Below are 21,486 nucleotides of genomic sequence, written 5' to 3' on the forward strand. Positions count from 1 at the left end.
CCATTTTTTGTTTGTGAAATTTGTAAATGCTTTAGTTAACTTATTGAAATATAAGAAATAAGCGTTTAAGTGTTAGTACGGGTGGGTTGTTCGTGTCAGCGAAAATGAAACTGTTACAAGAGTTAATTGAACCGTCAGTAATTGCGTTGGGGGTTGAGCTCTGGGGTATTGAGTTTCTCTCACAGGGAAAACACAGCACCTTAAGGGTGTACATTGATTCTGAAAATGGCATTAGCGTAGATGACTGCGCAAAGGTAAGTCATCAGATCAGTGGAATTATGGATGTTGAAGATCCGATAGCAGGAAATTATACCTTAGAGGTATCGTCGCCTGGTGTGGATCGTCCGTTATTTACTTTAGAACAGTTTGCGGCCTATGCCGGTTCTCATATCCAGCTGCGTTTGCGCATAGCATATGAAGGGCGTCGTAAGTTCAAAGGTATTTTAAATGGTATTGAAGGCGACGACATACTTGTCGTTGTTGATGATGAAGAATATATGCTGCCGATTGAGTATATCGATCGGGCAAACATTATCCCTCAGTTCTAAATATAGAATTGGGGTCTTGGGTGAGGCAGAGGCATGAATAAAGAGATTCTGTTGGTAGCAGAAGCAGTTTCTAACGAAAAAGAAGTTCCGAAAGAAGTTATTTTCGAAGCTATCGAAGTTGCATTGGCAACGGCGACAAAAAAACGTTATGACGAAGAAGCTGATATTCGCGTAGTAATTGATCGCGCAACAGGCGATTACGAAACATTCCGTCGTTGGTTAGTTGTAACCAACGAGGTTGTACCTGCACTAGGTACAGAGTTAACAATGCAGGAAGCTGAAGAGATTGATACAGCGCTGCAGCCAGGTGATATCCACGAAGAGCAGGTTGAATCTGTTAAGTTTGGTCGTATTGCGGCACAAACGGCTAAACAAGTTATCGTACAGAAAGTACGTGAAGCTGAAAGAGCAAAAGTGGTTGAACTCTATCGTGATCGCCAAGGTGAGTTGATCTCGGGCAGTGTCAAAAAAGTTACACGCGATAATATTATAGTGGACTTAGGTAACAACGCTGAAGCGTTGTTACCACGTGACCAGTTGATTCAGCGTGAAACGTTCCGCATGGGTGATCGTGTTCGTGCTGTTTTACTTGAAGTTCGCTCTGAAGGTCGCGGGCCTCAGTTAATTATGAGCCGTGCGTGCAACGAGATGTTGATTGAGTTGTTTCGTATTGAAGTGCCTGAAATTTCGGAAGAGGTTATCGAGATTCGAGCCGCTTCCCGTGATTTAGGTTCTCGTGCGAAAATTGCTGTAAAAACAAATGATGGCCGTATCGATCCGGTTGGTGCTTGTGTTGGTATGCGAGGTTCTCGTGTGCAAGCTGTATCAAATGAATTGAACGGTGAGCGTGTTGATATTGTGTTGTGGGATGATAATCCTGCACAGTTAGTGATTAACGCAATGGCGCCTGCTGAAGTTGCATCGATTGTCCTAGATGAAGAAACTCATTCTATGGATGTTGCTGTTGCAAGTGAAAATCTTGCTATGGCTATTGGCCGTAACGGACAAAATGTACGTTTGGCATCTGAGCTAACGGGCTGGGAACTTAACGTCATGACTGAAGAGGATGCACAGAATAAGCATCAATCTGAAGTTGGTTCTGTCATTGGTCAGTTTGTTGATCATCTTGATGTGGACGAAGACGTTGCAGAAGTATTAGTTGGCGAAGGCTTCACTACACTGGAAGAGGTTGCTTATGTTCCAGTTGATGAGATGCTTGAAATTGATGGATTCGATGAAGATATCGTCAATGAGCTGCGAAAACGTGCTAAAGACGCACTGCTTAACTTGGCGATAGCCAATGAAGAGCAACTGGATAAAGCAGAACCCGCTGCAGATCTTCTTGAGATGGAGGGAATGGATAAGCATTTAGCTTTCATTCTTGCTGCTCAAGGCATCATTACGATGGAAGATTTGGCGGAACAATCTATTGATGATTTGATAGATATCGAAGACCTGGACGAAGAACGAGCCGCATCGTTAATCATGACTGCTCGTGCTCCATGGTTTGCAGAAGAAGAGTAAGGTTAACGGAAGAGGAGCCCCTTAATAATGGCCGAAGTAACAGTAAAGCAACTCGCCGAAATGGTTGGTGTTTCCGTTGATCGTTTGCTCGAGCAAATGAAGGAAGCAGGTATATCTGGTAAGAATGTTGGCGCTGAAGTATCTGAATCAGAGCGTCAAACATTGCTGAATCATCTTAAGCGTAGTCACGGTGAAGATGCAGCAGATGGTGAACCAAAGAAAATCACTTTAAAGCGTAAAACTACATCTCAGCTTAAAGTGTCAGGTTCATCAGGTAAGAAGAAAACAGTTAATGTAGAAGTACGTAAAAAGCGTACCTATGTTAAACGCTCAGAAGTTGAAGGTGGTGATGAGCCAACTGAAACAGTTGACGAAGCTGCATTAGAAGCTCAGAAAGCTGAAGAATTGCGTTTAGAAGAAGAGCGTAAGCAGCAGGAAGCGAAAGAACAAGCTGCACGCGAAGCGGCTGAAGCAGAAGCTGCTAAAGAACGTGAAACTAAGCAAGAGCAGAGCCGAGAGCAAGAAGAAGTTGATGTTCAGCGTAAGCAGAAAGAAGCTGAAGAAGCGGCTCGTTTAAAACGTGAAGAGGAAGAAGAAGCTCGCCGTCGTAAGGCTGAAGCTGAAGCTGAAGCACGCTTTAAAGCACAAGAACAAGCTAAGAAGAAAGAGCCAGCGTCACAAGATAATCGTCGCGGTAAAGGCAAAAATAACCGTGGTGATAATCGTAACGATAACCGTCGTGGCGGGAAAATTAGCCGTAATCGCGGTAAAAATGGTCGTCCTCTTTCTAACAAGCCAAACGAACATGGCTTTAAAGAACCAACAACTCAGCAAGTCATTGATGTAACTGTTCCTGAAAGTATTACTGTTGCAGAATTAGCGAAGAAAATGAACGTTAAAGCTGCAGAAGTGATCAAGGTTATGTTTGGTATGGGCGCTATGGCGACTATTAACCAAGTGATTGACCAAGAAACAGGTATGCTTGTTGTAGAAGAGATGGGTCATACGCCAATCGCACTTCAAGAGAATGCGGTTGAAGAAGCGTTGATGGAAAGTATTCAAGCAATGCAGGGTGAGCAGGAAAGTCGCGCACCGGTTGTTACTGTTATGGGTCACGTTGACCATGGTAAAACATCATTGTTGGACTATATACGTTCATCACGTGTAGCTTCCGGTGAGTCCGGCGGTATTACGCAGCACATTGGTGCTTATCATGTAGAAACAGATAATGGCATGGTTACTTTCTTAGATACACCGGGACATGCTGCTTTTACAGCGATGCGTGCGCGTGGTGCTTCTGTAACTGATATCGTTATTCTTGTTGTGGCTGCTGATGATGGTGTAATGCCTCAGACTGAAGAAGCGGTACAGCATGCTAAAGCTGCGGGTGTACCACTCGTTGTTGCGGTCAATAAAATTGATAAAGAGCAAGCTGATCCTGATCGTGTTAAGAATGAACTTGCAGCACTGGATGTTATCCCTGAAGAGTGGGGTGGTGAAAATCAGTTTGTAAGTGTATCGGCTAAAACAGGCCAAGGTATTGATGAATTATTAGATGCAGTGTTACTGCAATCTGAAATTCTTGAACTAACTGCAGTGCCTAAGGCTCCAGCTCAAGGTGTAGTTGTTGAGTCCCGTCTTGATAAAGGCCGTGGTCCAGTTGCAACGGTACTGATCCAAAACGGAACCTTGGAAAAAGGTGATATCGTTCTTGCCGGTCTACATTATGGTCGTATTCGTGCGATGCTGGATGAAAATGGTAAGCCTATTCATGGTGCAGGTCCTGCTATCCCGGTTGAGATTCAAGGCCTAGATGGTACGCCTAATGCTGGTGATGAATTCACTGTTGTTAGCAGCGAGAAGAAAGCGCGTGAGATTGCACTGTTCCGTCAAGGTAAATACCGTGATGTGAAATTGGCCCGCCAGCAGAAATCTAAACTAGAAAACTTGTTTGCTAACATGCAAGCCGGTGATGTTAAAACTTTCAATATTGTCCTTAAAACAGACGTACGTGGTTCATTGGAAGCGCTAACTCACGCATTGGAAGATCTATCTACCGATGAAGTAAAAGTGAATATCGTTTCTGGCGGTGTTGGTGGTATTGCTGAGACTGATGCTAACCTTGCGGTTACAGCATCTGCATTGATGGTTGGTTTCAACGTCCGTGCTGATCAGCAGGCTCGTCAGGTAATGGAACGTGAAGGCATCGAACTTCGTTACTACAGCGTAATCTACGATATTATTGATGACGTTAAGCAGGCGATGGGCGGTCTTCTTTCTCCTGAATACCGTGAAGAGATCGTTGGTATTGCTGAAGTACGTGATGTATTTAAAGCACCTAAGATTGGTCTTGTGGCTGGTTGTATGGTTACTGAAGGTACAGTTTTCCGTAACAAGCGTATTCGTGTACTGCGTGACAACGTGGTTATCTATGAGGGCGAATTAGAATCTCTACGTCGCTTTAAAGATAACGTAAACGAAGTTCGTCAGGGTATGGAATGTGGTATCGGCGTTAAGAACTATAACGACGTTAAAGTAGGAGACCAGATTGAGGTCTTCGACACAGTCGAAGTTCAACGTACACTTTAAGGTAATAGATAACCTTTATGGCACGCGATTATAGTCGTACATCAAGGATTGCGGACCAGCTCCAACGTGAGCTGGCCCAGCTTATCCAGTTAGAAATTAAAGATCCTCGTCTTGGTATGGTGACAGTAAGCTATGCCAAGGTGAGTAAAGATCTTGGCTACGCTGATGTTTACATCACTGTTTTACCGCTTAATGGTAAAGATGAAGATGAAGCAATAGTTGATTCACTAAAAGTGCTTAATAATGCGGCCGGTTTCCTAAGAGGGGCGCTGGCTAAACAAGTTAAGTTACGAGTGATGCCGCAGTTGCGTTTCCATTTCGATGAAACTATCGAACGTGGTCGTCACTTGCATCATCTGATTGAGGCCGCAGTGCGCCAAGAAAATCAGAATTCAAATAACGACACCGACGGAGAGTAATGCGTGGGTCGTCGTAGAAACCGAGGCCGGGCGGTCGACGGTGTATTTCTGTTAAATAAACCGCCAGGTATCTCTTCTAATTTTGCTCTTCAACAAGTGCGTCGTCTTTATGGTGCCGCTAAAGGTGGGCATACAGGCGCGCTAGATCCTCTGGCAACCGGTATGCTTCCTATCTGTTTAGGTGAAGCGACAAAGTTTTCACAGCATCTGTTAGATTCAGATAAACGCTACATAACCACCGCAAAGCTAGGGATAAGAACAGACTCTAGTGATGCTGATGGCGTGGTTGTTGAAGAAAAACCTGTACCAGAAAATCTAACCGAAGCACAGATTGAGCAGTTTCTCGTCGAGCATTTTAGCGGCGAAATAGAACAAGTGCCGTCCATGTTTTCTGCGCTAAAGCATCAAGGCCAGCCTTTATATAAACTGGCACGCCAAGGGATCAAGATAGAAGTTAAGCCGCGTAAGGTCATTATCCACGAGATAAAAATGACGGCCTTTCGAGGTGATGAAATTGATCTTGAAGTGTATTGCTCAAAAGGGACTTACATCCGTTCAATTGTCGAAGATCTAGGCCACCTTATAGGCTGTGGAGCCCATGTAAAAATGCTGCATCGAAAAGATGTCGGCGCATTTACAGCGGACCAGATGATGACATTGGATGAGCTGCGTCAAAATGTACCGGAAAATGCCGATGAAGAGGCCCTAAAGGGCATACAATTTGAGCTAGATAAGCTATTATTGCCAGCGTGGGCAGCAGTGGCTGATTTGCCAGCGGTGCAACTTGATCCCTCCCAGTCGAAACTTTTGCTTCATGGTCATCATGTGTTATCGAATGAAGCACAAAAATATGAGACGGGTGGTTTGGTGCGTTTATTTGCATCTGCAACTGAGGTAGATCCTGAGCGTTTTTTGGGTGTTGCTGAGGTTAGCGATGAAGGAGCATTTAAGCCTAAACGGCTTATTTGTACTGAAAACGACCAATAGTACTAATTAAATAGAATTTTTTAGGTGTCTAAAGAGGCCTAAATAATGTGGCGTTGTACTGAAAATATGCTCGGTGCATCGTTTCTTTCAAATCCAGCGGCTAAATAACAGCCGTGTGCATATTTTTTTAGGAGAATGAAAATGGCATTAACTGCTGAAAATAAAGCGGCAATCGTTGCAGATTTCGCTCGCGCTGAAGGCGATACTGGTTCCCCAGAAGTTCAGGTAGCTTTGCTAACTGCTAACATCGAAGGCTTACAGGGTCACTTCAAAGTGAACAAGCATGACCATCACTCTCGTCGCGGTCTAATCCGCATGGTAAACCAGCGTCGTAAATTGCTGGATTACTTGAAAGGTAAAGATGCAGATCGTTACCTAGAGTTGATCAAGCGTCTTGGTCTACGTCGCTAAGTTAGTGTAAGTTTCTCAGGGCCATACATTGTATGGCCCTGATTTTATCTGAGGCAGTAAAGTAGTTAACAATTTCATCCCGCCTGTACTTCAATACACTTTTGGTTTTTATATAAAGAGTTTATTGAAGTACTGGCACTACTTAGGTATGGATGTTAACTCGCTGCGGCCTCATCCAATTTTAAGGAAATTATTGTGTTTCAAGTAACTACTAAAACATTTCAGTTTGGTGGTCAGGAAGTAACTATCGAAACTGGTCGCGTTGCGCGTCAGGCGACAGGTGCTGTTCTGGTCAAAATGGGCGGTAACGAAGTACTTTGTACGGTTGTTGGTGCTAAAGAAGAAAAACCAGGTCAAGGTTTCTTCCCTCTATCTGTTCACTACCAAGAGAAATACTACTCTGTTGGTCGTATTCCGGGTGGCTTCTTTAAGCGTGAAGCGCGTCCATCTGAGAAAGAGACTTTAACATCACGTCTAATCGACCGTCCAATTCGTCCATTGTTCCCGAAAGGCTACATGAACGAAGTACAGGTTGTTTGTACGGTTATGTCTGCAGATAAAAAGAATGATCCTGATATCGCTGCAATGATTGGTACATCCGCTGCACTTGCGATCTCTGGTATTCCATTCCAAGGTCCAATCGGTGCTGCACGTGTAGGCTTCACTGAGCAAGATGGTTATATTCTTAACCCAAGCTATGAGCAGCTTGCTACGTCTGAACTAGACATGGTAGTTGCGGGTACGGCTGACGCAGTATTGATGGTTGAGTCCCAAGCACAAGAGCTTTCAGAAGATGAGATGCTAGGTGCTGTTCTTTTTGCTCATCAAGAGATGCAAGCGGTTGTTACGGCGATTAACGAGCTATCTGCTGAAGCAGGTAAAGAAGCTTGGGTATGGACGCCGAAAGAAAAAGACGAGGAGCTTGTTGCTAAAGTACGTGCTGAAGTGGCTGAAGGTATTGCAGCTGCGTACCAAGTTGCAGACAAAATGCAGCGTCAAAACGCATTAGCTGAACTTCGCGCTAAAGCGGTTGAAGCGCTTTGTGGTGAAGAAGAAGGTCAGCCTTCTGCAAGCGATGTGTCTAGCATTGTTAGCTCACTTGAAAAAGAGATCGTACGTGCGCGCATCGTAAGTGGCGAGCCACGTATTGATGGTCGTGATAATAAAACTGTTCGTGCTATTGATGTACAGATCGATGTACTACAAGGTACTCATGGTTCTTCATTGTTCACACGTGGCGAAACGCAGTCTATTGTTACATGTACTTTAGGTACTGCACGTGATCAGCAGATCATCGATGCAATCGAAGGCGAGCGTAAAGACCCGTTCATGTTGCACTACAATTTCCCTCCATACTCTGTAGGTGAATGTGGTCGTATGATGGGTGCTGGTCGTCGTGAAATCGGTCATGGTCGTCTAGCCCGTCGTGGTGTTGCTGCGGTTCTACCAACACAAGAAGAGTTCCCATACACAATCCGTATCGTATCTGAGATCACTGAATCAAACGGTTCAAGCTCTATGGCATCGGTATGTGGTGCATCTCTATCTATGATGGATGCGGGTGTTCCTCTTAAGGCACCAGTTGCGGGTATCGCAATGGGTCTTGTTAAAGAAGAGAACGGCTTTGCTGTCCTAACTGATATTCTAGGTGATGAAGATCACTTAGGTGACATGGACTTTAAAGTGGCAGGTACTGAAACCGGTATTACTGCACTTCAGATGGATATCAAAATTACAGGTATCACTGAAGAGATCATGGATATAGCGCTTGAACAGGCATATGAAGCACGTGTTCATATCCTTAAAGAGATGGCTAAAGTTATCGGTTACGCTCGTCCAGAGCTTCCAGATAATGCACCAGCGTTGACTCAGCTTAAGATCAACCCTGAGAAGATCCGTGATGTTATCGGTAAAGGTGGTGCAACTATCCGTGCACTGACTGAAGAGACTGGCGCATCTATTGATATCGAAGATGATGGTACGGTCCGTGTTTATGCAGCTGATAAAGCAGCAGCAAAAGCCGCTACTGATAAGATCCTAGAGATCACTGCAGAAGCTGAGATCGGCAAAGTTTACGAAGGTAAAGTTGTTCGTATCGAAGACTTCGGTGCTTTCGTTAATATCTTACCAGGCAAAGATGGTCTAGTTCATATTTCTCAGATCGATAACAAACGTGTTGAGAAAGTAACAGATTACATCCAGATGGATCAGATGGTTAAGGTTAAAGTTCTGGACGTAGACCAGCGCGGCCGTATTAAACTATCTATGAAAGATCTAATTGCTGACAATGAAGTAAGCTAAGCATTGCTGCATAACACTTAGCTTCGGCTAAGATGGATTAAAAAACCGCCTTTGGTAACAATGGCGGTTTTTTTGTGCTGTTTTTTTACAAACAGTGGATAAGTAAAAGCGGGTTTGTTGATCATAGGTTTTAGGGGCTGATAACTTATCCCATAAATCTGTGGATAACTTCGTTAGTAGTCTGAGTGCTGATCGCTGGGAGCCACTAATAGTGAGGGGTGCCGAGAATTGGTTATATTTTTATCAGCGGTGGAAAACGCTTAAAATCTATCCATCATTTCGCCTAATGTTGCGATTGCTGTGATCTGTTCATTACTTTGCGTGTAATGGGCATAGCAGAGTCGGATATGGTGATTGAAGCGGTTATCTGCACAAAAAAGATTGCCTGGGGATATACCGATTCCTGCGGTTAACGCTTGTTGAAATAACTGATCACTGGCGACTCGCTCAGGTAGATTAAACCACTGTAAAATACCCCCTTGCGGTTTTATAAACATGGTTTCTTTGGGCCAAAAGCGCCTTACATCTTCTGTTAGCATATCAACACGTTCACTATAGATTCGGCTCACTTGCGCTAGGTGGCGACGGTAACGACGGCCAATGAGTAGTTCGCTAACAGCTTGCTGTGTAATGGCCGGACACGCGATATTTGTGACAAATTTATAGTAATTGATTTTGTCATAATAGCGTCCAGGAAGCACCCAGCCGAGTCGTATGTCTACATCGATGGTTTTTGAAAAAGAGCCGCAGTGGAGCACTCTTTGCTCCGTATCTAAAGCTTTTAATGGGGTTGGGCGTTGCTGGTTATAGCTGAGTTCTGCAAAAACATCATCTTCAATTAAGGCTATATCCCAGCGATTAGCTAGATCTATAAGCCGTTTGCGGGTCGATAAATCTAAGTTGAAACCGAGTGGGTTATTGAAGCTTGGATTAGTGAGCACGGCTTTAATCGGCCAGCGTTCTAGTGCACTTTCTAAAGCATCTAGGTTAGTACCTTGTATTGGGTCGGAGGGAAGCTCGATCACCTTTAAGCCTAATGCCTCTATGCATTGCAGTGTCCCGTAGTAGCAAGGAGACTCGACGGCAATGGTATCCCCTGCTTCGGCAACAGCACGTAGGCAGAGTGAGACCGCTTCCTGCCCCCCTTGGGTGATGACAATATCTTCACTATTGCAGGCGATAGAAGTGGAATTAAGGTGGTCAGCTAGGGCTTTTCGGAGTCTTGGGTCACCGGGTGGCGTGCTGTAATGACTTCTGCGTCGGCTGCTCTCTAGTGCCCATCGACGAGCGGTTTTAGCAAGTTGTTGATAATACCAGCCAACTGTTGGCCAGCGTGAATCTGGATAAGCAGAACCAAGAGCTAGGTTTCCAGGTTGGTTGGCTGAGCCTAATACACTAAAGGCGGTTGCACCCATGGTGACTTTTCTTGGTTTCAGGGGAGGGCTGTTTTTTAGTTGTGCCGAAACAAAAAAGCCCTGTCTATCTTTTACTTGGAGTTGTTTTAGGTTTTCCAGCTCAGTTAGTGCTCGAATGATGGTGTTTTTACTTAATTGATATTGCTGGCTGAGTGCTCTTATTGAGGGTAGGCGGGAGCCTGGTGGAAGGTCACCTTGTTCTATACGTAATTGAAGTTTCTGCACTAAGTGTTCATATTTTTTCATGGGTACAGCTTACTTTAATTTATTGATAAATTCATATATTGCTTCTCTGTACCCTAAAAGGTCGATGTTTTGTGTCCCTTTTCTGCTTGGACTCTAGCCTCTACAGTGTGCTTTTTTGTAATAGATATGTGGGGATTAACCTAATGCTGAGTCGGCAGCAAAAATTAACATTAGTACCTTGGGCTTTTGTCGGTATTTGGAGCACAGGTTTTATCGGTGCTAAGTATGCTGTGCCTTATATGGAGCCGTTTAGTGTTTTATTTTTGCGTATGTTTCTCACCTTGATCGTCTTTGCAGCTCTTATGTTTTGGCGCAAGCCTCAATGGTGTTCTCCTAAGCAAGCGGGTCACCAGATGGTGGTTGGGTTGTTGGTACATGCCTGTTATTTAGGTGGTGTTTTTGTTGCTATTGATTGGGCGCTACCGGCGGGTATTACTTCATTAATTATGGGGGTTCAGCCTCTATTGACTGCGTTAATTGGTTGGTTGTGGATAAGTGAGCGCTTACATAAAGCTCAGTGGTTAGGCCTGGTGCTTGGCTTTTTGGGTGTGTTGCTCGTGGTGAGTCAGAACGGCGCTCAAAATTCTGATGCTGCCGGTTGGGATGCATGGACCGCGGCGATTGTTGCTTTGTTGGCGATCTCTATTGGTACGCTCTATCAGAAACGTTTTGGCGGCGGTGTAGACTTGATGGTTGGCGCTTTCTATCAATATTTAGTGACAGCTATTGTGATGGCATTGCTGGCTTGGCAGTTTGATTCGGGTGAGGTGATTTGGAGTTGGCCCTTATTAGGTGCTGTTTTATGGATGGTGTTAGCTTTATCTGTGACAGCTATTTTACTGTTTCTTGTCATGATCCGTGAGGGGGAAGCGAGTAAGGTTGTTAGTTACTTTTATTTAGTGCCGCCATTGACTGCACTGGAAGCTTGGCTTCTTTTTGATGAAACACTGAATATTTATGCGCTATGCGGTATAGGCGTTACTGTAGCGGGTGTCTATCTGGCGGTTAAGCGTAGGGTATAGATTAAAACAGGCTAGTGTTTGCTAGCCTGTGGATAGCTTACATCTTGTGAGTTAGACGGATCAGCTTGAAGTTACCATTAGACATAATACATTCAGCTTGATGGAAGTATTTGAGGGCTTTGCGTTCTAATGGGATATGCATATTTGTAACAAAACAAGCAATACCTTGTTCATTGAGGTGATCATGGGCAGCTTTAAGAAAGCGATCGGTCAAGTCGCCATCCACGGCAAAGCCTGCGTGGAAGGGCGGATTGCAGACAATTAGATCAAACTTTTCACTAATGCCTTGTGCACAGTTAGCGGCGATGACCTTCGCATTGATGGGGTAGCGGGCAAAGTTACGTTCACAAGCAATAATAGCTGCAGCGTTGTTGTCTGTGGCCGTTACGGGGATGTCTAAGTGTGTCAGGTTGAGGGATAAGTAACCATAACCGCAGCCGAGATCTAGCGCACTTTTAGGAGGTTCAGGTAGGGTCATCAAAAAGCTATCTAAATGTTCTATTAGGTAAGCGCTGCCTTTATCTATTTTATCCCAGCCAAAGATCCCCGGTTTGCTCTGGTACTCAAATCTATCATCGGTACAACCTGTGCGCAGTTGGTGATAGTTTTTATCATCTAGGATGTCGTCGCTGTGTTCGTTGGTTTTTATGAGTTGGGCGAGCCATGTGTCTTTGTCTTTTTTACTGTTTTCACCCATACCAAAAAGCTTTTTAGCTTTTGTGAAATAGGTTTTTATGCCTTCGTTTTTATTACCGGCAAGAATTAGTTCGCCACCAACTTTTAGGCAGCGATAGGCTTCATTAATCAGGTGGTGGGCAACTAGTTTCTCTTTAGATACTCTATAAATGACACGCTCCAAGCTATTATCTTCAATAATGGAGAGATCATAGTCGGAGAAAAATGTTGTCCACCCTTGTCGCTGTAATTGAGCTTGAAGGTCTAAGCGATTAGTAATGCAGGTGACAGCATCGTTAGGCTGAAGGTTGGCGGCAAGTAAATTTTCATCCGCTAGCCACAGACTTTTTGTTTTTGCGCTCTTAATATAGGGAGCAAGTAGAGGAAACGCTGAATCACTCATCGGATGCTGTTGATCTCTTCGTCAGTTAAAAAGCGATATTCACCAAGCTCTAGTTCTTCATCAAGTTCAATTTGGCCTATTTTAGCTCTATGTAACTCTTCTACTTTGTTACCAATAGCAGCAAACATGCGCTTAACTTGATGATAGCGCCCCTCAGTTAAAATGACTTCGGCTTCGTGGCTACTAACAATGGTTAATTCTGCTGGTTTAGTGCGAACTTTGTCATTGATAAGAGTCAGCCCTTTCGCAAACTTTTCTATCGCATCCTCAGGGATAGGGTCAGCAGTGATTACTTGATAGAGCTTGCCGGTTTTATGTTTCGGTGAGGTGATTCTATGTGCCCATTGGCCATCGGTTGTAATAAGCACAAGTCCCGTGGTATCTACATCTAGTCGGCCACATATTGTAAGTTCATTCGCTCTTGGTAGATCGATAAAACTTAAAACGCTAGGGTGTGTACCGTCATCATTGGAGCAGACGCAGCCTATAGGTTTATTCAACATCAGGTATTTTTCCCCTGGTGCTTCTAGTGGATAGCCACTGAGGTATACCTCATCTTCAATCTCATCTATATGTAAGGCTGGATTGGATACCTCTTCGCCATTGAGTGTGACTTCGCCTGTTTTAAGAAAGCGGCGAACCTCTTTACGAGAAAAACCAGAAGACTGAGAAAGGTATTTATCTAGGCGCATGTAAGTACTTTTTTAGTAACTCGGTGAGTGAAGAATGGAATAAAGCAGCTATTATATCTGAAGGAGCTTATCCCCTACAGCCTGCGGCGTTTTTTACCTGCGCATTTTAGGCTAATATACGCGCCTTAACCGTGGAGCCTGCTTGTGAAATTGTTTGTAGATAACCTTACCAATGTGGATTTTTCCTATTTGCACCCTCAAAGAGGGTTATTGGGAGAGTCGTGGCTTGTTCAGCTGGAACTTGATGGCAGCTTGAATGATCAAGGGATGATTTGTGATTTTGGTATTGTTAAAAAAGAAGTTAAAAAGTGGTTCGATCTTTGGATTGATCATGCGTTGGTTGTGCCAACGGGGTTGCCAGAGTTGGTGTATAGGGTTGATGCCGGTTATACCGCGGTTGAGTGGGCTTATCCTAATGGCGAACGCTTTTCTTGTCGCTCGCCTGAAGCGGCTATCTGTTTAGTGGATATGGCTGAGATTAACGAAGCTACACTGGCTGATTGGTGTCAGGGAAAATTGCTTGAGTTGTTTCCCGGCGAAGTTAAGGGTTTAACCATTCGCTTTGTACCGGAAAAAATTGATGGGGCTTTTTATCATTACAGTCATGGCTTGCAGAAGCATGATGGTAATTGTCAGCGCATTGCTCATGGCCATCGTTCTAAAATTGAGTTGTTCATCAATGGACAGCGGGATAGATCTTTAGAAGCGGAGTGGGCGGAGCGGTTTAAGGATATATACATAGGCTCAGCGTCCCATGTAACATCCCAAAGTGATGATGAGCATAACTATGCTTACCAAGCCCCACAGGGCCGGTTTGAAATTAGTTTGCCTGCTCGGGTTTGTTACATAATCGATACGGATTCTACGGTGGAATTGATTGCCTCCCATTTGGCTAAGCAAATCAAGTTAAGTTACCCCAATGACCGGGTCATGGTTAAAGCGTATGAAGGGGTTGGTAAGGGAGCAATCGCAGAGGCGTAGTTATTGCCTGTTAGTGTGAATTAAAGAAAAAAACCGCAGAAAACTGCGGTTTTTTTATGTAAGGGAGGGGCGTTAATTAACCCCTCTTATCGCTATTAGCTACGTTCAACGGCTAATGCTGTACCCATACCGCCACCAATACAGAGTGTCGCTAGGCCTTTCTTAGCATCGCGTCGAGCCATCTCATGTAGAAGGCTTACGAATATACGACAACCTGAGGCACCAATAGGGTGACCCATAGCGATTGCGCCGCCGTTAACGTTGACCTTGTCAGTATCCCAGCCTAGGTCTTTATTTACAGACATGGCTTGAGCAGCAAAGGCTTCGTTTGCTTCAATTAGGTCAAGGTCGTCAACGCTCCAGCCTGCTTTAGCAAGGGCTTTCTGAGTCGCGCAGATTGGGCCTGTGCCCATGATTGCGGGATCAACACCTGCAGAGGCATAGGCTTTGACAGTCGCAAGAACAGGAAGACCTAATTCAGCCGCTTTCTCCGCTGAACATACGATCACAGCCGCAGCACCATCATTAATTGTTGAGGAGTTACCCGCTGTTACTGTGCCATCTTTTTTGAAGGCAGGGCGTAGTTTAGCCAGTGCTTCGGGTGTGCAGCCAAAACGTGGCTGTTCATCCGTATCAAATACGATAGGGTCGCCTTTACGTTGTGGAATCGTTACAGGGATGATTTCATCCTTAAAACGACCAGCTGTTACTGCAGCTTCTGCTTTGTTTTGAGATGCTGATGCGAAGGCGTCTTGCTCTTCGCGAGTAAAGCCATATTTATCTACGATGTTTTCAGTCGTGATACCCATATGGTAATCGTTGAAAGCATCCCATAGGCCATCCTTAATCATGGAGTCGATCATTTTCCAGTCGCCCATGCGAGCACCATTACGGGAATTTGGTAGGACATGAGGGGCTACACTCATGTTTTCCTGACCACCCGCAATGATAAGTTCTGCATCACCGCAACGAATGGCTTGTGTTGCCATCTGAATGGCTTTTAGACCAGAACCACATACTTTGTTGATCGTAAGTGCTGATACCTCATTTGACAATCCTGCATTTAGGGTTGCCTGGCGTGCTGGATTTTGACCGCAGCCTGCCGTTAAAACCTGGCCTAGAATAACTTCATCTACTTGATTTGGGTCTAAGTTGATTTTCTCAAGTAAACCTTTGATTACAGTTGCACCTAGATCAGATGCAGCGATTTTAGAAAGTGAACCACCAAAAGTACCAACTGCGGTACGGCCCGCAGCAACAATTACAACGTCACGCATTCGAAATGCCTCTTAGCTTAGCTATGTACAAAATTCATTCACGATGATCATAAGCCATATAGATGACTTGATTGTTTCAGGTGAAAAGCGGCATTTATACAAAAACCTTTATATGTCATTCCATCTTGCATGACTGGTTTAAAAACCGTTTTTCTATGCAGCAATACTATTCATATAGTTTTTATTGCATTGCAGGAACTCATCGTTCTTGCAGTCTGCGCGACCAGAGCCCTGCTTGTCAAGCCACGAAAGTAGGGGGCTTATAAGACTTACGTTGATGATTAGATATTTTGCGCTGCAAAATAAAAGCGGGAAGGATAGAGTTAAGAAATATGAAAACTAAGCTAATTCAGCGGGTTCCGAGCGAGGTTTCCTCGCTCGGGATGTGATTTATAGATCGATTTGAAGGTTATCAATAAGACGAGCTGCCCCTATATAAGCTGCAGCTAAAATAACAATTTGATGATCTGTGTCGGTTGCTGGTTGTAAATCACTTCGGCGGCAGATCTTATAATAATCTCTTTTAAAACCAGCAGCTTCTAGAGTAGCTTGAGCTTGCTCTTCGATTTCGTTAAAGGCTTTATTGCCACTCACAATCGCTGTCTTAGCTGTTTGCAGTGTTTGGTTAAGTAGAGGGGCAATCTCAAGTTCTGATGGTGTTAGATAGCCGTTACGGGAACTTAAAGCGAGTCCCTTATCATCACGAGCAATGGGGGCGCCTTGGATCTCAACAGGCAGACTGAGATCTTCGGTCATTCGACGAATGACCATCAATTGTTGAAAATCTTTTTCGCCAAAGATAGCAACATCAGGCTGTACCATGCCGAAAAGCTTACAAACAACCGTAGCGACGCCACGGAAATGTCCGGGGCGTGTTATGCCACAGTACATGTCTGAGATAACAGGTACTTCAACTTGGGTCTGGGCTTCTCGACCGTGGGGATAGACCTCTGCATCTGTAGGTGCAAATAGGTAATCACAACCTCGGGAGGATAGCTTTTCCTGATCCTGCTTAAGTGTCCTAGGATAGCTGTCTAAATCTTCACCTGCGCCAAATTGTAGCGGATTAACGAAAATAGAGGAGACAACAATATCGCTAGTGGACTTTGCTTGGTCTATTAGTTGTAGATGACCTTCATGTAGGTTGCCCATAGTAGGAACAAAACCTATGCGCCGACCTTGCAAACGCTCCTGTTTGAGAGCAGCTCGTAATTCGGCAATCGAGTGTATAGTTTGCATGCTTATTCGAATCCGTGTTCCTGTGCGGGGAAAGTGCCATCTTTAACCTCTTTAATATAGAGGGATATAGCAGCTTCAATACTGTCGGCATTTTGCATAAAGTTTTTAACAAACTTAGGGCTTCGGCCGGGTGTGAGGCCTAGCATATCGTGCATAACCAATACCTGTGCATCGGTATCTGACCCAGCACCGATACCAATAACAGGAATATCGAGCGCTAAAGTGATCTCTTCTGCTAAAAGTGAAGGTACGCACTCTAATAAGATAATGCTTGCGCCTGCATCTTGTAATAAGACGGCATCATTCAGCATCTGCTTGGCGCTTTCTGTATCGCGCCCTTGAACGCGATAGCCGCCGAGCTTGTTTACGGTTTGTGGTGTTAGGCCTAAATGAGCGCAGACGGGAATACCACGTTCTGCCAGCATAGATACTGTATCAGAAAGCCATGCGCCACCTTCTAGCTTCACCATGTTTGCACCGGCTTGCATAAGTGCCGCGGAACTGTCCATCGCCTGTTCAGGTGTTGAATAGCTCATAAACGGGAGGTCAGCCATGATTAAACTACCCTGATTGCCTCGGGCAACCGACTGGGTGTGATAAGCCATCTCTTCAACGGTCACAGGGAGCGTGCTGTCGTTTCCCTGAAGTACCATACCTAAAGAGTCGCCTACCAGAATGACTTCGGTACCAGCAGAACTGATCAGGTGAGAGAAACAAGCATCGTAGGCAGTTAGAACTGCGAACTTCTCGCCGGCCTTTTTCATTGATGACAACGTGTGCAGAGTTATTTTGCTCATGGAATTAGCTTCCTAATATTACGCGTTGGCGCGATTATACCTATATCTTTAGCAGGCTGCCCATAGGACATGCTGTTAATAGTTCAGATAAAGGTAAGCCTTTTGGCATAGAAAGGTGCGGATTAATTTCCGCTAAGGGGTATAGAACAAAGCTACGTTCATACATATAGGGATGGGGAATACTAAGGCGCTCGGTTTCTATGATCTGATGACCGTAGAGCAAGATATCAAGATCGAGTGTTCTTGGGCCCCAATGCCTCTCCCTGATGCGTTGGTGCTTCTGTTCTAAAAGCTGTAGCTGATCTAGTAAAGCTTCAGGGGAGAGCTCTGTTTCTATCTCTGCTACTGCATTAATAAAGTCTGGCTGGTCTTGTGGGCCGACGGGTGTTGAGGCGTATAAAGACGATGCGTTAATTAGTTCGCACTTGTCTAGTAATGCTAGCTCGTTTAACGCACTTGATACTTGCTGTATTGGGTCGTCTAAATTACTACCTAAACCAATAAAACAACGGAATTTAACTTTCATTGCCTGAGCGTTCTTTTTTTGGTTTATATGTTTTTTTTCGGCGTGTACGGCGAGGCTTATCTATTTTATCTAAGCCATTTAGCATTTCGTCTTGTGCTTCGCTATTCACATTTTGGAAATCAGTCCACCACTGGCTTAACCCATCAAGTTGTTCGCCACTGCTTTCTCGTAGGAGTAGTAGGTCGTAGGCGGCTCTGAATCTTGGCATTTCCATTAGACGATGAGCGCGATGACCTTGACGGCGAGGCAAGCGCAACTGCATCTCCCAGATCTCTCGGATTGGAGTCGAAAAACGGCGAGGAATGGCTGTAGAACGCACCTGTTCCGCAATGACCTGATTCGCTGCTTCATGCAAAGCGGGCAGTGGAGGCATTTTTTTCTCACGCATTAGCTTTTGCATACGTTTCTGTGTGGGATACCAGAGGATAGCTGCGAACAGAAAAGCAGGGGTTACACTTTTTCTTTGTGCTAAGCGTCGGTCTGTATTTTTTAATGCATTCTCAATAAGCCTTTCCATAGGAACATCTAATTGAGGATCGTTCAGTAAGTCTTGGACTTGAGAGAAAAGAGGTTCAAATAGCTCAAGGCGTCGAAGTTGCTGGTAGGATTTGAGTGCGTGCCCAGACTGAAATAATTTTAATGTTTCATCAAATAAACGAGCGGGAGCTATACGCTTTAGCATGGGCGCTAAAGGTCGGATAGGGCTTTCAGATGCTGGCTCAATCGTGAAATCAAGTTTAGCGGCAAAACGAGCGGCCCTTAGCATGCGGACAGGGTCTTCTTTATAGCGATCTTCTGGATCGCCGATCATGCGCAGCACACCTTTTTGTAAGTCTTCGAAGCCGTTGGTGAAATCGTATACGCAATGGTCTTTCGGACAGTAATATAAAGCATTAACTGTAAAGTCTCTGCGTAGGGCATCATCTTCTATAGTGCCATAAACATTATCACGCAGGATCATTCCGCTATCGCACTGTTCACCGGAGCCATCTTCTGGCTGGCTATCATGGCTCGCTCTAAAGGTTGCAACTTCTATTAAGTCACGGCCAAAACGGACATGAACAAGTTTAAAACGACGGCCAATCAGGCGACCGCGGCGGAATAGCTCAGCCGCTTCTTCTGGGTGAGCGTTAGTTGTAACGTCGAAGTCTTTAGGTTTTTTATTCAGTAATAAATCACGAATACAGCCCCCGACTAGTAAACCGTCATAGCCTGCATCTTGCAGGCGATAGGCTACTTTAAGAGCGTTGTCATCTAAAAGTCGACGGGGAATTTTATGCTCTTCTTCTGTTATCCGGTGCTTTTTAGCTTCGGTTATTATTGCAGAAGTCGGCATTGAGCCATCATCATTTTTTGTTTGTGGGTTGCCGCGGAATACTTTACCCAGCGCTTTGCTAATGGTTTTAAGCAATTTAGTGCCTATTTAATACAAATTTAATATCTAGTATGAGGGTTTGTAGGCTAGGTGTCTTAGAAGGATTTTAAGTGGTAATGATCCTTTTAGCCGTTCCCTTATAAAAAATCGGGTGCGCAATCATACCATTGATAGAGGGTATAATGGGAGTGCTAGCTGGTTTCAATTATTATTCGGAAAGAGGGGGATGGAATAGCTGACCGCATCTCAGGTAACAACTGCTATATATGTTTCTTAGCTTGTTGTTATTTTTTCTAAGAGCCTTCTAGATCGTTACAACTTCGCTACGATCAGCTTTACTAAACCTCATTATTATTTTTATTCGAGGCGGGTGCTTTTAAATTCTAATTCCAGTTTTTATTTTTATTGGTGGTCTAGATTTTAAAGCGTGCTTCTTTTTGTTTTCGAACTAATAGAGTGCATGACATGTGCCAGTTTTTAAAAGTCCTTTTAAAACATGGTGTTATTATTTTGTTGTTATTGGGCTACCTACTTTGGTACTTATTTTGTTACTAGTTGTTACGCTAAGTTGTGCTGCGTGGGTAGTAAGGTAACACCTGCTTTGTTACCGTTGCGGGTGAGGTGTCATACCTTTATCTAATTGAATTATAATGTATTTGTTTATTTTCGTGCTTTGCGAGGAATACCTAATTTTTGGCGGCGTTCCCATAAGCACTTTCGACTAACCCCTAGTTTTTTCGCTAGCTCTGTTTCACTCAATTTATCTTGGTTTTCTATAACAAAACGTTGAAAGTAATCATCTAAAGATAAGTTGGCTTGTTCTTCAGTGCTTAAAGAAAGATCGGGTTCGGGGGTTCTTGCGGCAAACTGGGTTTCTAGTTCATCCAAGGAGGTTTTAGGTATGTCGAGACCTAAGTCTTCTAAAGTGATTACAGTGCCTTCTGCAAGAATTACTGCGCGTTCAATTGCATTTTCTAGTTCTCGAACATTACCTGGCCAACGATAGGTGCGCATAGCTTGTCTTGCCTCATGGGAAAAATGAGACTCAGCTGTATTCATTCGTTGGCAAGCATTGGCTAGCATTTTATCTGCAATTTCAAGGATATCTGAACCGCGTTCCCTTAGCGGTGGGATACGTAACTCCATTACATAAAGTCGGTAATAGAGATCTTCACGGAAATTATTTTGCTTGGCGAGCTCTTTTAAATTTCGATGAGTTGCTGCTATAAGTCGCACATCCACTTTCTTTGAGTGGACTGAGCCGACGCGGCGAATTTCACCCTCTTGTAAAAAGCGCAGGAGCCTTGCTTGAGCTTCGAGGGGTAGTTCGCCAATCTCATCGAGGAATAATGTGCCGCCATCAGCCGCTTCTAAAAGCCCGCTGCGACCTGTATTTGCACCGGTAAAGGCCCCTTTTTCATGACCAAATAGTTCTGATTCTATTAAGCTTTCAGGTATAGCGGCACAGTTAACCGATATCATTGGTATATGAGCACGTGTGCTTTGCTCATGAATGGAGCGAGCGGCTAGCTCTTTACCTGTACCCGATTCGCCTTGAATAAGGACCGTTGCATTGGTGCGAGCCACCTTTGTAATACGTTTTGCAAGTTCTTGCATAGATGAGCAAGAACCAAAAATCTGAGTTTGATCTGTAGAGCCATTATCGCTCTCTACTCGAGGGGCTTGAGTTCCGTTAGTTGTATTGTTTTCAATTATTTTTCTTACAGAGAGTAGCATTTCATCATGATCAAATGGCTTTGCAATGTAATCTACCGCGCCGAGTTTCATAGCATCAACTGCTGAGCGAAGGCTGGCATAGCTGGTCATAATGAGTACAGGAACGGATTTAGCTAAAGAGATAAGGTCTGTACCGGGAGCGCCTGGCAAGCGAAGGTCGCTGATGATTAGATTGAAATCGTCTAGTTTGAAACGACTGGTTGCTTCATCAACTGATGCGGCATCATCAACATTAAAATCGTTCTTTTCGAGTAATCTGCGTAACGCAGCTCGAATAATTGTTTCATCTTCTACAATCAGAATACGGCTCATAGGCTCTCTA

18 protein-coding genes are annotated in these 21,486 nt (G+C 44.3%); 9 read left to right on the forward strand and 9 right to left on the reverse strand.

The features are described from left to right. The first annotated feature begins 92 nt into the window (after positions 1-92). The 7 genes from rimP to pnp all read left to right on the forward strand — a co-directional run bounded on the left by rimP (position 93) and on the right by pnp (position 8,779). The gene (rimP, locus tag Q4486_RS13790; protein ID WP_067868160.1) at positions 93-548 is read left to right on the forward strand and encodes a ribosome maturation factor RimP; all 456 of its coding nucleotides are present in this window, start codon (positions 93-95) and stop codon (positions 546-548) included. A 33-nt stretch (positions 549-581) separates the two neighbouring features. Beyond that, entirely contained in the window at positions 582-2,072 is a 1,491-nt protein-coding gene (gene nusA / locus Q4486_RS13795; protein ID WP_303419222.1) for a transcription termination factor NusA, read from the forward strand. A gap of 27 nt (positions 2,073-2,099) precedes the next feature. Next, positions 2,100-4,661, forward strand: a complete 2,562-nt coding sequence (infB, locus tag Q4486_RS13800) for a translation initiation factor IF-2 (protein ID WP_303419225.1) — start codon at positions 2,100-2,102, stop codon at positions 4,659-4,661. A gap of 17 nt (positions 4,662-4,678) precedes the next feature. Next, complete coding sequence (rbfA, locus tag Q4486_RS13805; RefSeq protein ID WP_067868151.1) at positions 4,679-5,080, forward strand: 30S ribosome-binding factor RbfA; 402 nt, start codon at positions 4,679-4,681, stop codon at positions 5,078-5,080. A gap of 3 nt (positions 5,081-5,083) precedes the next feature. Beyond that, on the forward strand, positions 5,084-6,067 hold the full coding sequence (truB, locus tag Q4486_RS13810) for a tRNA pseudouridine(55) synthase TruB (RefSeq protein ID WP_303419230.1): 984 nt from the start codon (positions 5,084-5,086) through the stop codon (positions 6,065-6,067). Positions 6,068-6,208: 141 nt separating this feature from the next. Further along, a complete protein-coding gene (gene rpsO, locus Q4486_RS13815) occupies positions 6,209-6,478 on the forward strand; it encodes a 30S ribosomal protein S15 (RefSeq protein WP_303419234.1) in 270 nt (89 codons plus the stop codon). A gap of 195 nt (positions 6,479-6,673) precedes the next feature. After that, on the forward strand, positions 6,674-8,779 hold the full coding sequence (gene pnp, locus Q4486_RS13820) for a polyribonucleotide nucleotidyltransferase (protein WP_303419237.1): 2,106 nt from the start codon (positions 6,674-6,676) through the stop codon (positions 8,777-8,779). 260 nt (positions 8,780-9,039) lie between these two features. On the opposite strand, the gene Q4486_RS13825 is transcribed toward pnp, so the two are convergent. Continuing rightward, entirely contained in the window at positions 9,040-10,440 is a 1,401-nt protein-coding gene (locus Q4486_RS13825) for a PLP-dependent aminotransferase family protein (protein WP_303419240.1), read from the reverse strand. A 143-nt stretch (positions 10,441-10,583) separates the two neighbouring features. On the opposite strand from Q4486_RS13825, the gene Q4486_RS13830 reads away from it, so the two are divergent. Then, a complete protein-coding gene (locus Q4486_RS13830) occupies positions 10,584-11,462 on the forward strand; it encodes a DMT family transporter (RefSeq protein ID WP_303519821.1) in 879 nt (292 codons plus the stop codon). Between the two features lie 37 nt (positions 11,463-11,499). Here the strand turns inward: Q4486_RS13830 and Q4486_RS13835 are convergent, their stop codons facing one another. Together Q4486_RS13835 and rsuA are read right to left on the reverse strand one after the other, a co-directional pair. After that, positions 11,500-12,540: a methyltransferase gene (locus Q4486_RS13835; protein ID WP_303419246.1), complete on the reverse strand. Its 1,041-nt coding sequence runs from the start codon at positions 12,538-12,540 to the stop codon at positions 11,500-11,502. Then, positions 12,537-13,232 carry a 16S rRNA pseudouridine(516) synthase RsuA gene (gene rsuA, locus Q4486_RS13840; RefSeq protein ID WP_303419249.1) on the reverse strand — a complete coding sequence of 232 codons (696 nt, stop codon included), beginning with the start codon at positions 13,230-13,232 and terminating at the stop codon, positions 12,537-12,539. The genes Q4486_RS13835 and rsuA overlap by 4 nt, the downstream gene beginning before the upstream one ends. 144 nt (positions 13,233-13,376) lie before the next feature. On the opposite strand from rsuA, the gene Q4486_RS13845 reads away from it, so the two are divergent. Further along, the gene (locus Q4486_RS13845; RefSeq protein ID WP_303519822.1) at positions 13,377-14,213 is read left to right on the forward strand and encodes a 6-carboxytetrahydropterin synthase; all 837 of its coding nucleotides are present in this window, start codon (positions 13,377-13,379) and stop codon (positions 14,211-14,213) included. Between the two features lie 95 nt (positions 14,214-14,308). Here Q4486_RS13845 and Q4486_RS13850 read toward each other — a convergent pair whose 3' ends face one another. The 6 genes from Q4486_RS13850 to Q4486_RS13875 all read right to left on the reverse strand — a co-directional run bounded on the left by Q4486_RS13850 (position 14,309) and on the right by Q4486_RS13875 (position 21,476). After that, positions 14,309-15,490: an acetyl-CoA C-acetyltransferase gene (locus Q4486_RS13850; protein WP_303519823.1), complete on the reverse strand. Its 1,182-nt coding sequence runs from the start codon at positions 15,488-15,490 to the stop codon at positions 14,309-14,311. A 390-nt stretch (positions 15,491-15,880) separates the two neighbouring features. Then, on the reverse strand, positions 15,881-16,729 hold the full coding sequence (panC, locus tag Q4486_RS13855) for a pantoate--beta-alanine ligase (RefSeq protein ID WP_303419257.1): 849 nt from the start codon (positions 16,727-16,729) through the stop codon (positions 15,881-15,883). Positions 16,730-16,731: 2 nt separating this feature from the next. Beyond that, entirely contained in the window at positions 16,732-17,526 is a 795-nt protein-coding gene (gene panB / locus Q4486_RS13860; RefSeq protein WP_067868117.1) for a 3-methyl-2-oxobutanoate hydroxymethyltransferase, read from the reverse strand. 40 nt (positions 17,527-17,566) lie between these two features. Beyond that, on the reverse strand, positions 17,567-18,052 hold the full coding sequence (gene folK / locus Q4486_RS13865; protein ID WP_303519824.1) for a 2-amino-4-hydroxy-6-hydroxymethyldihydropteridine diphosphokinase: 486 nt from the start codon (positions 18,050-18,052) through the stop codon (positions 17,567-17,569). Beyond that, positions 18,042-19,463, reverse strand: coding sequence for a polynucleotide adenylyltransferase PcnB (pcnB, locus tag Q4486_RS13870; RefSeq protein ID WP_303419262.1), 1,422 nt, complete (start codon positions 19,461-19,463; stop codon positions 18,042-18,044). Before pcnB ends, folK begins: the two co-directional genes overlap by 11 nt. Positions 19,464-20,087: 624 nt before the next feature. Continuing rightward, positions 20,088-21,476: a sigma-54 dependent transcriptional regulator gene (locus Q4486_RS13875; protein ID WP_303419265.1), complete on the reverse strand. Its 1,389-nt coding sequence runs from the start codon at positions 21,474-21,476 to the stop codon at positions 20,088-20,090. Positions 21,477-21,486: the final 10 nt, after the last annotated feature.

The organism is Neptuniibacter sp. 2_MG-2023 (genome assembly GCF_030547495.1).
GTDB lineage: Bacteria > Pseudomonadota > Gammaproteobacteria > Pseudomonadales > Balneatricaceae > Neptuniibacter.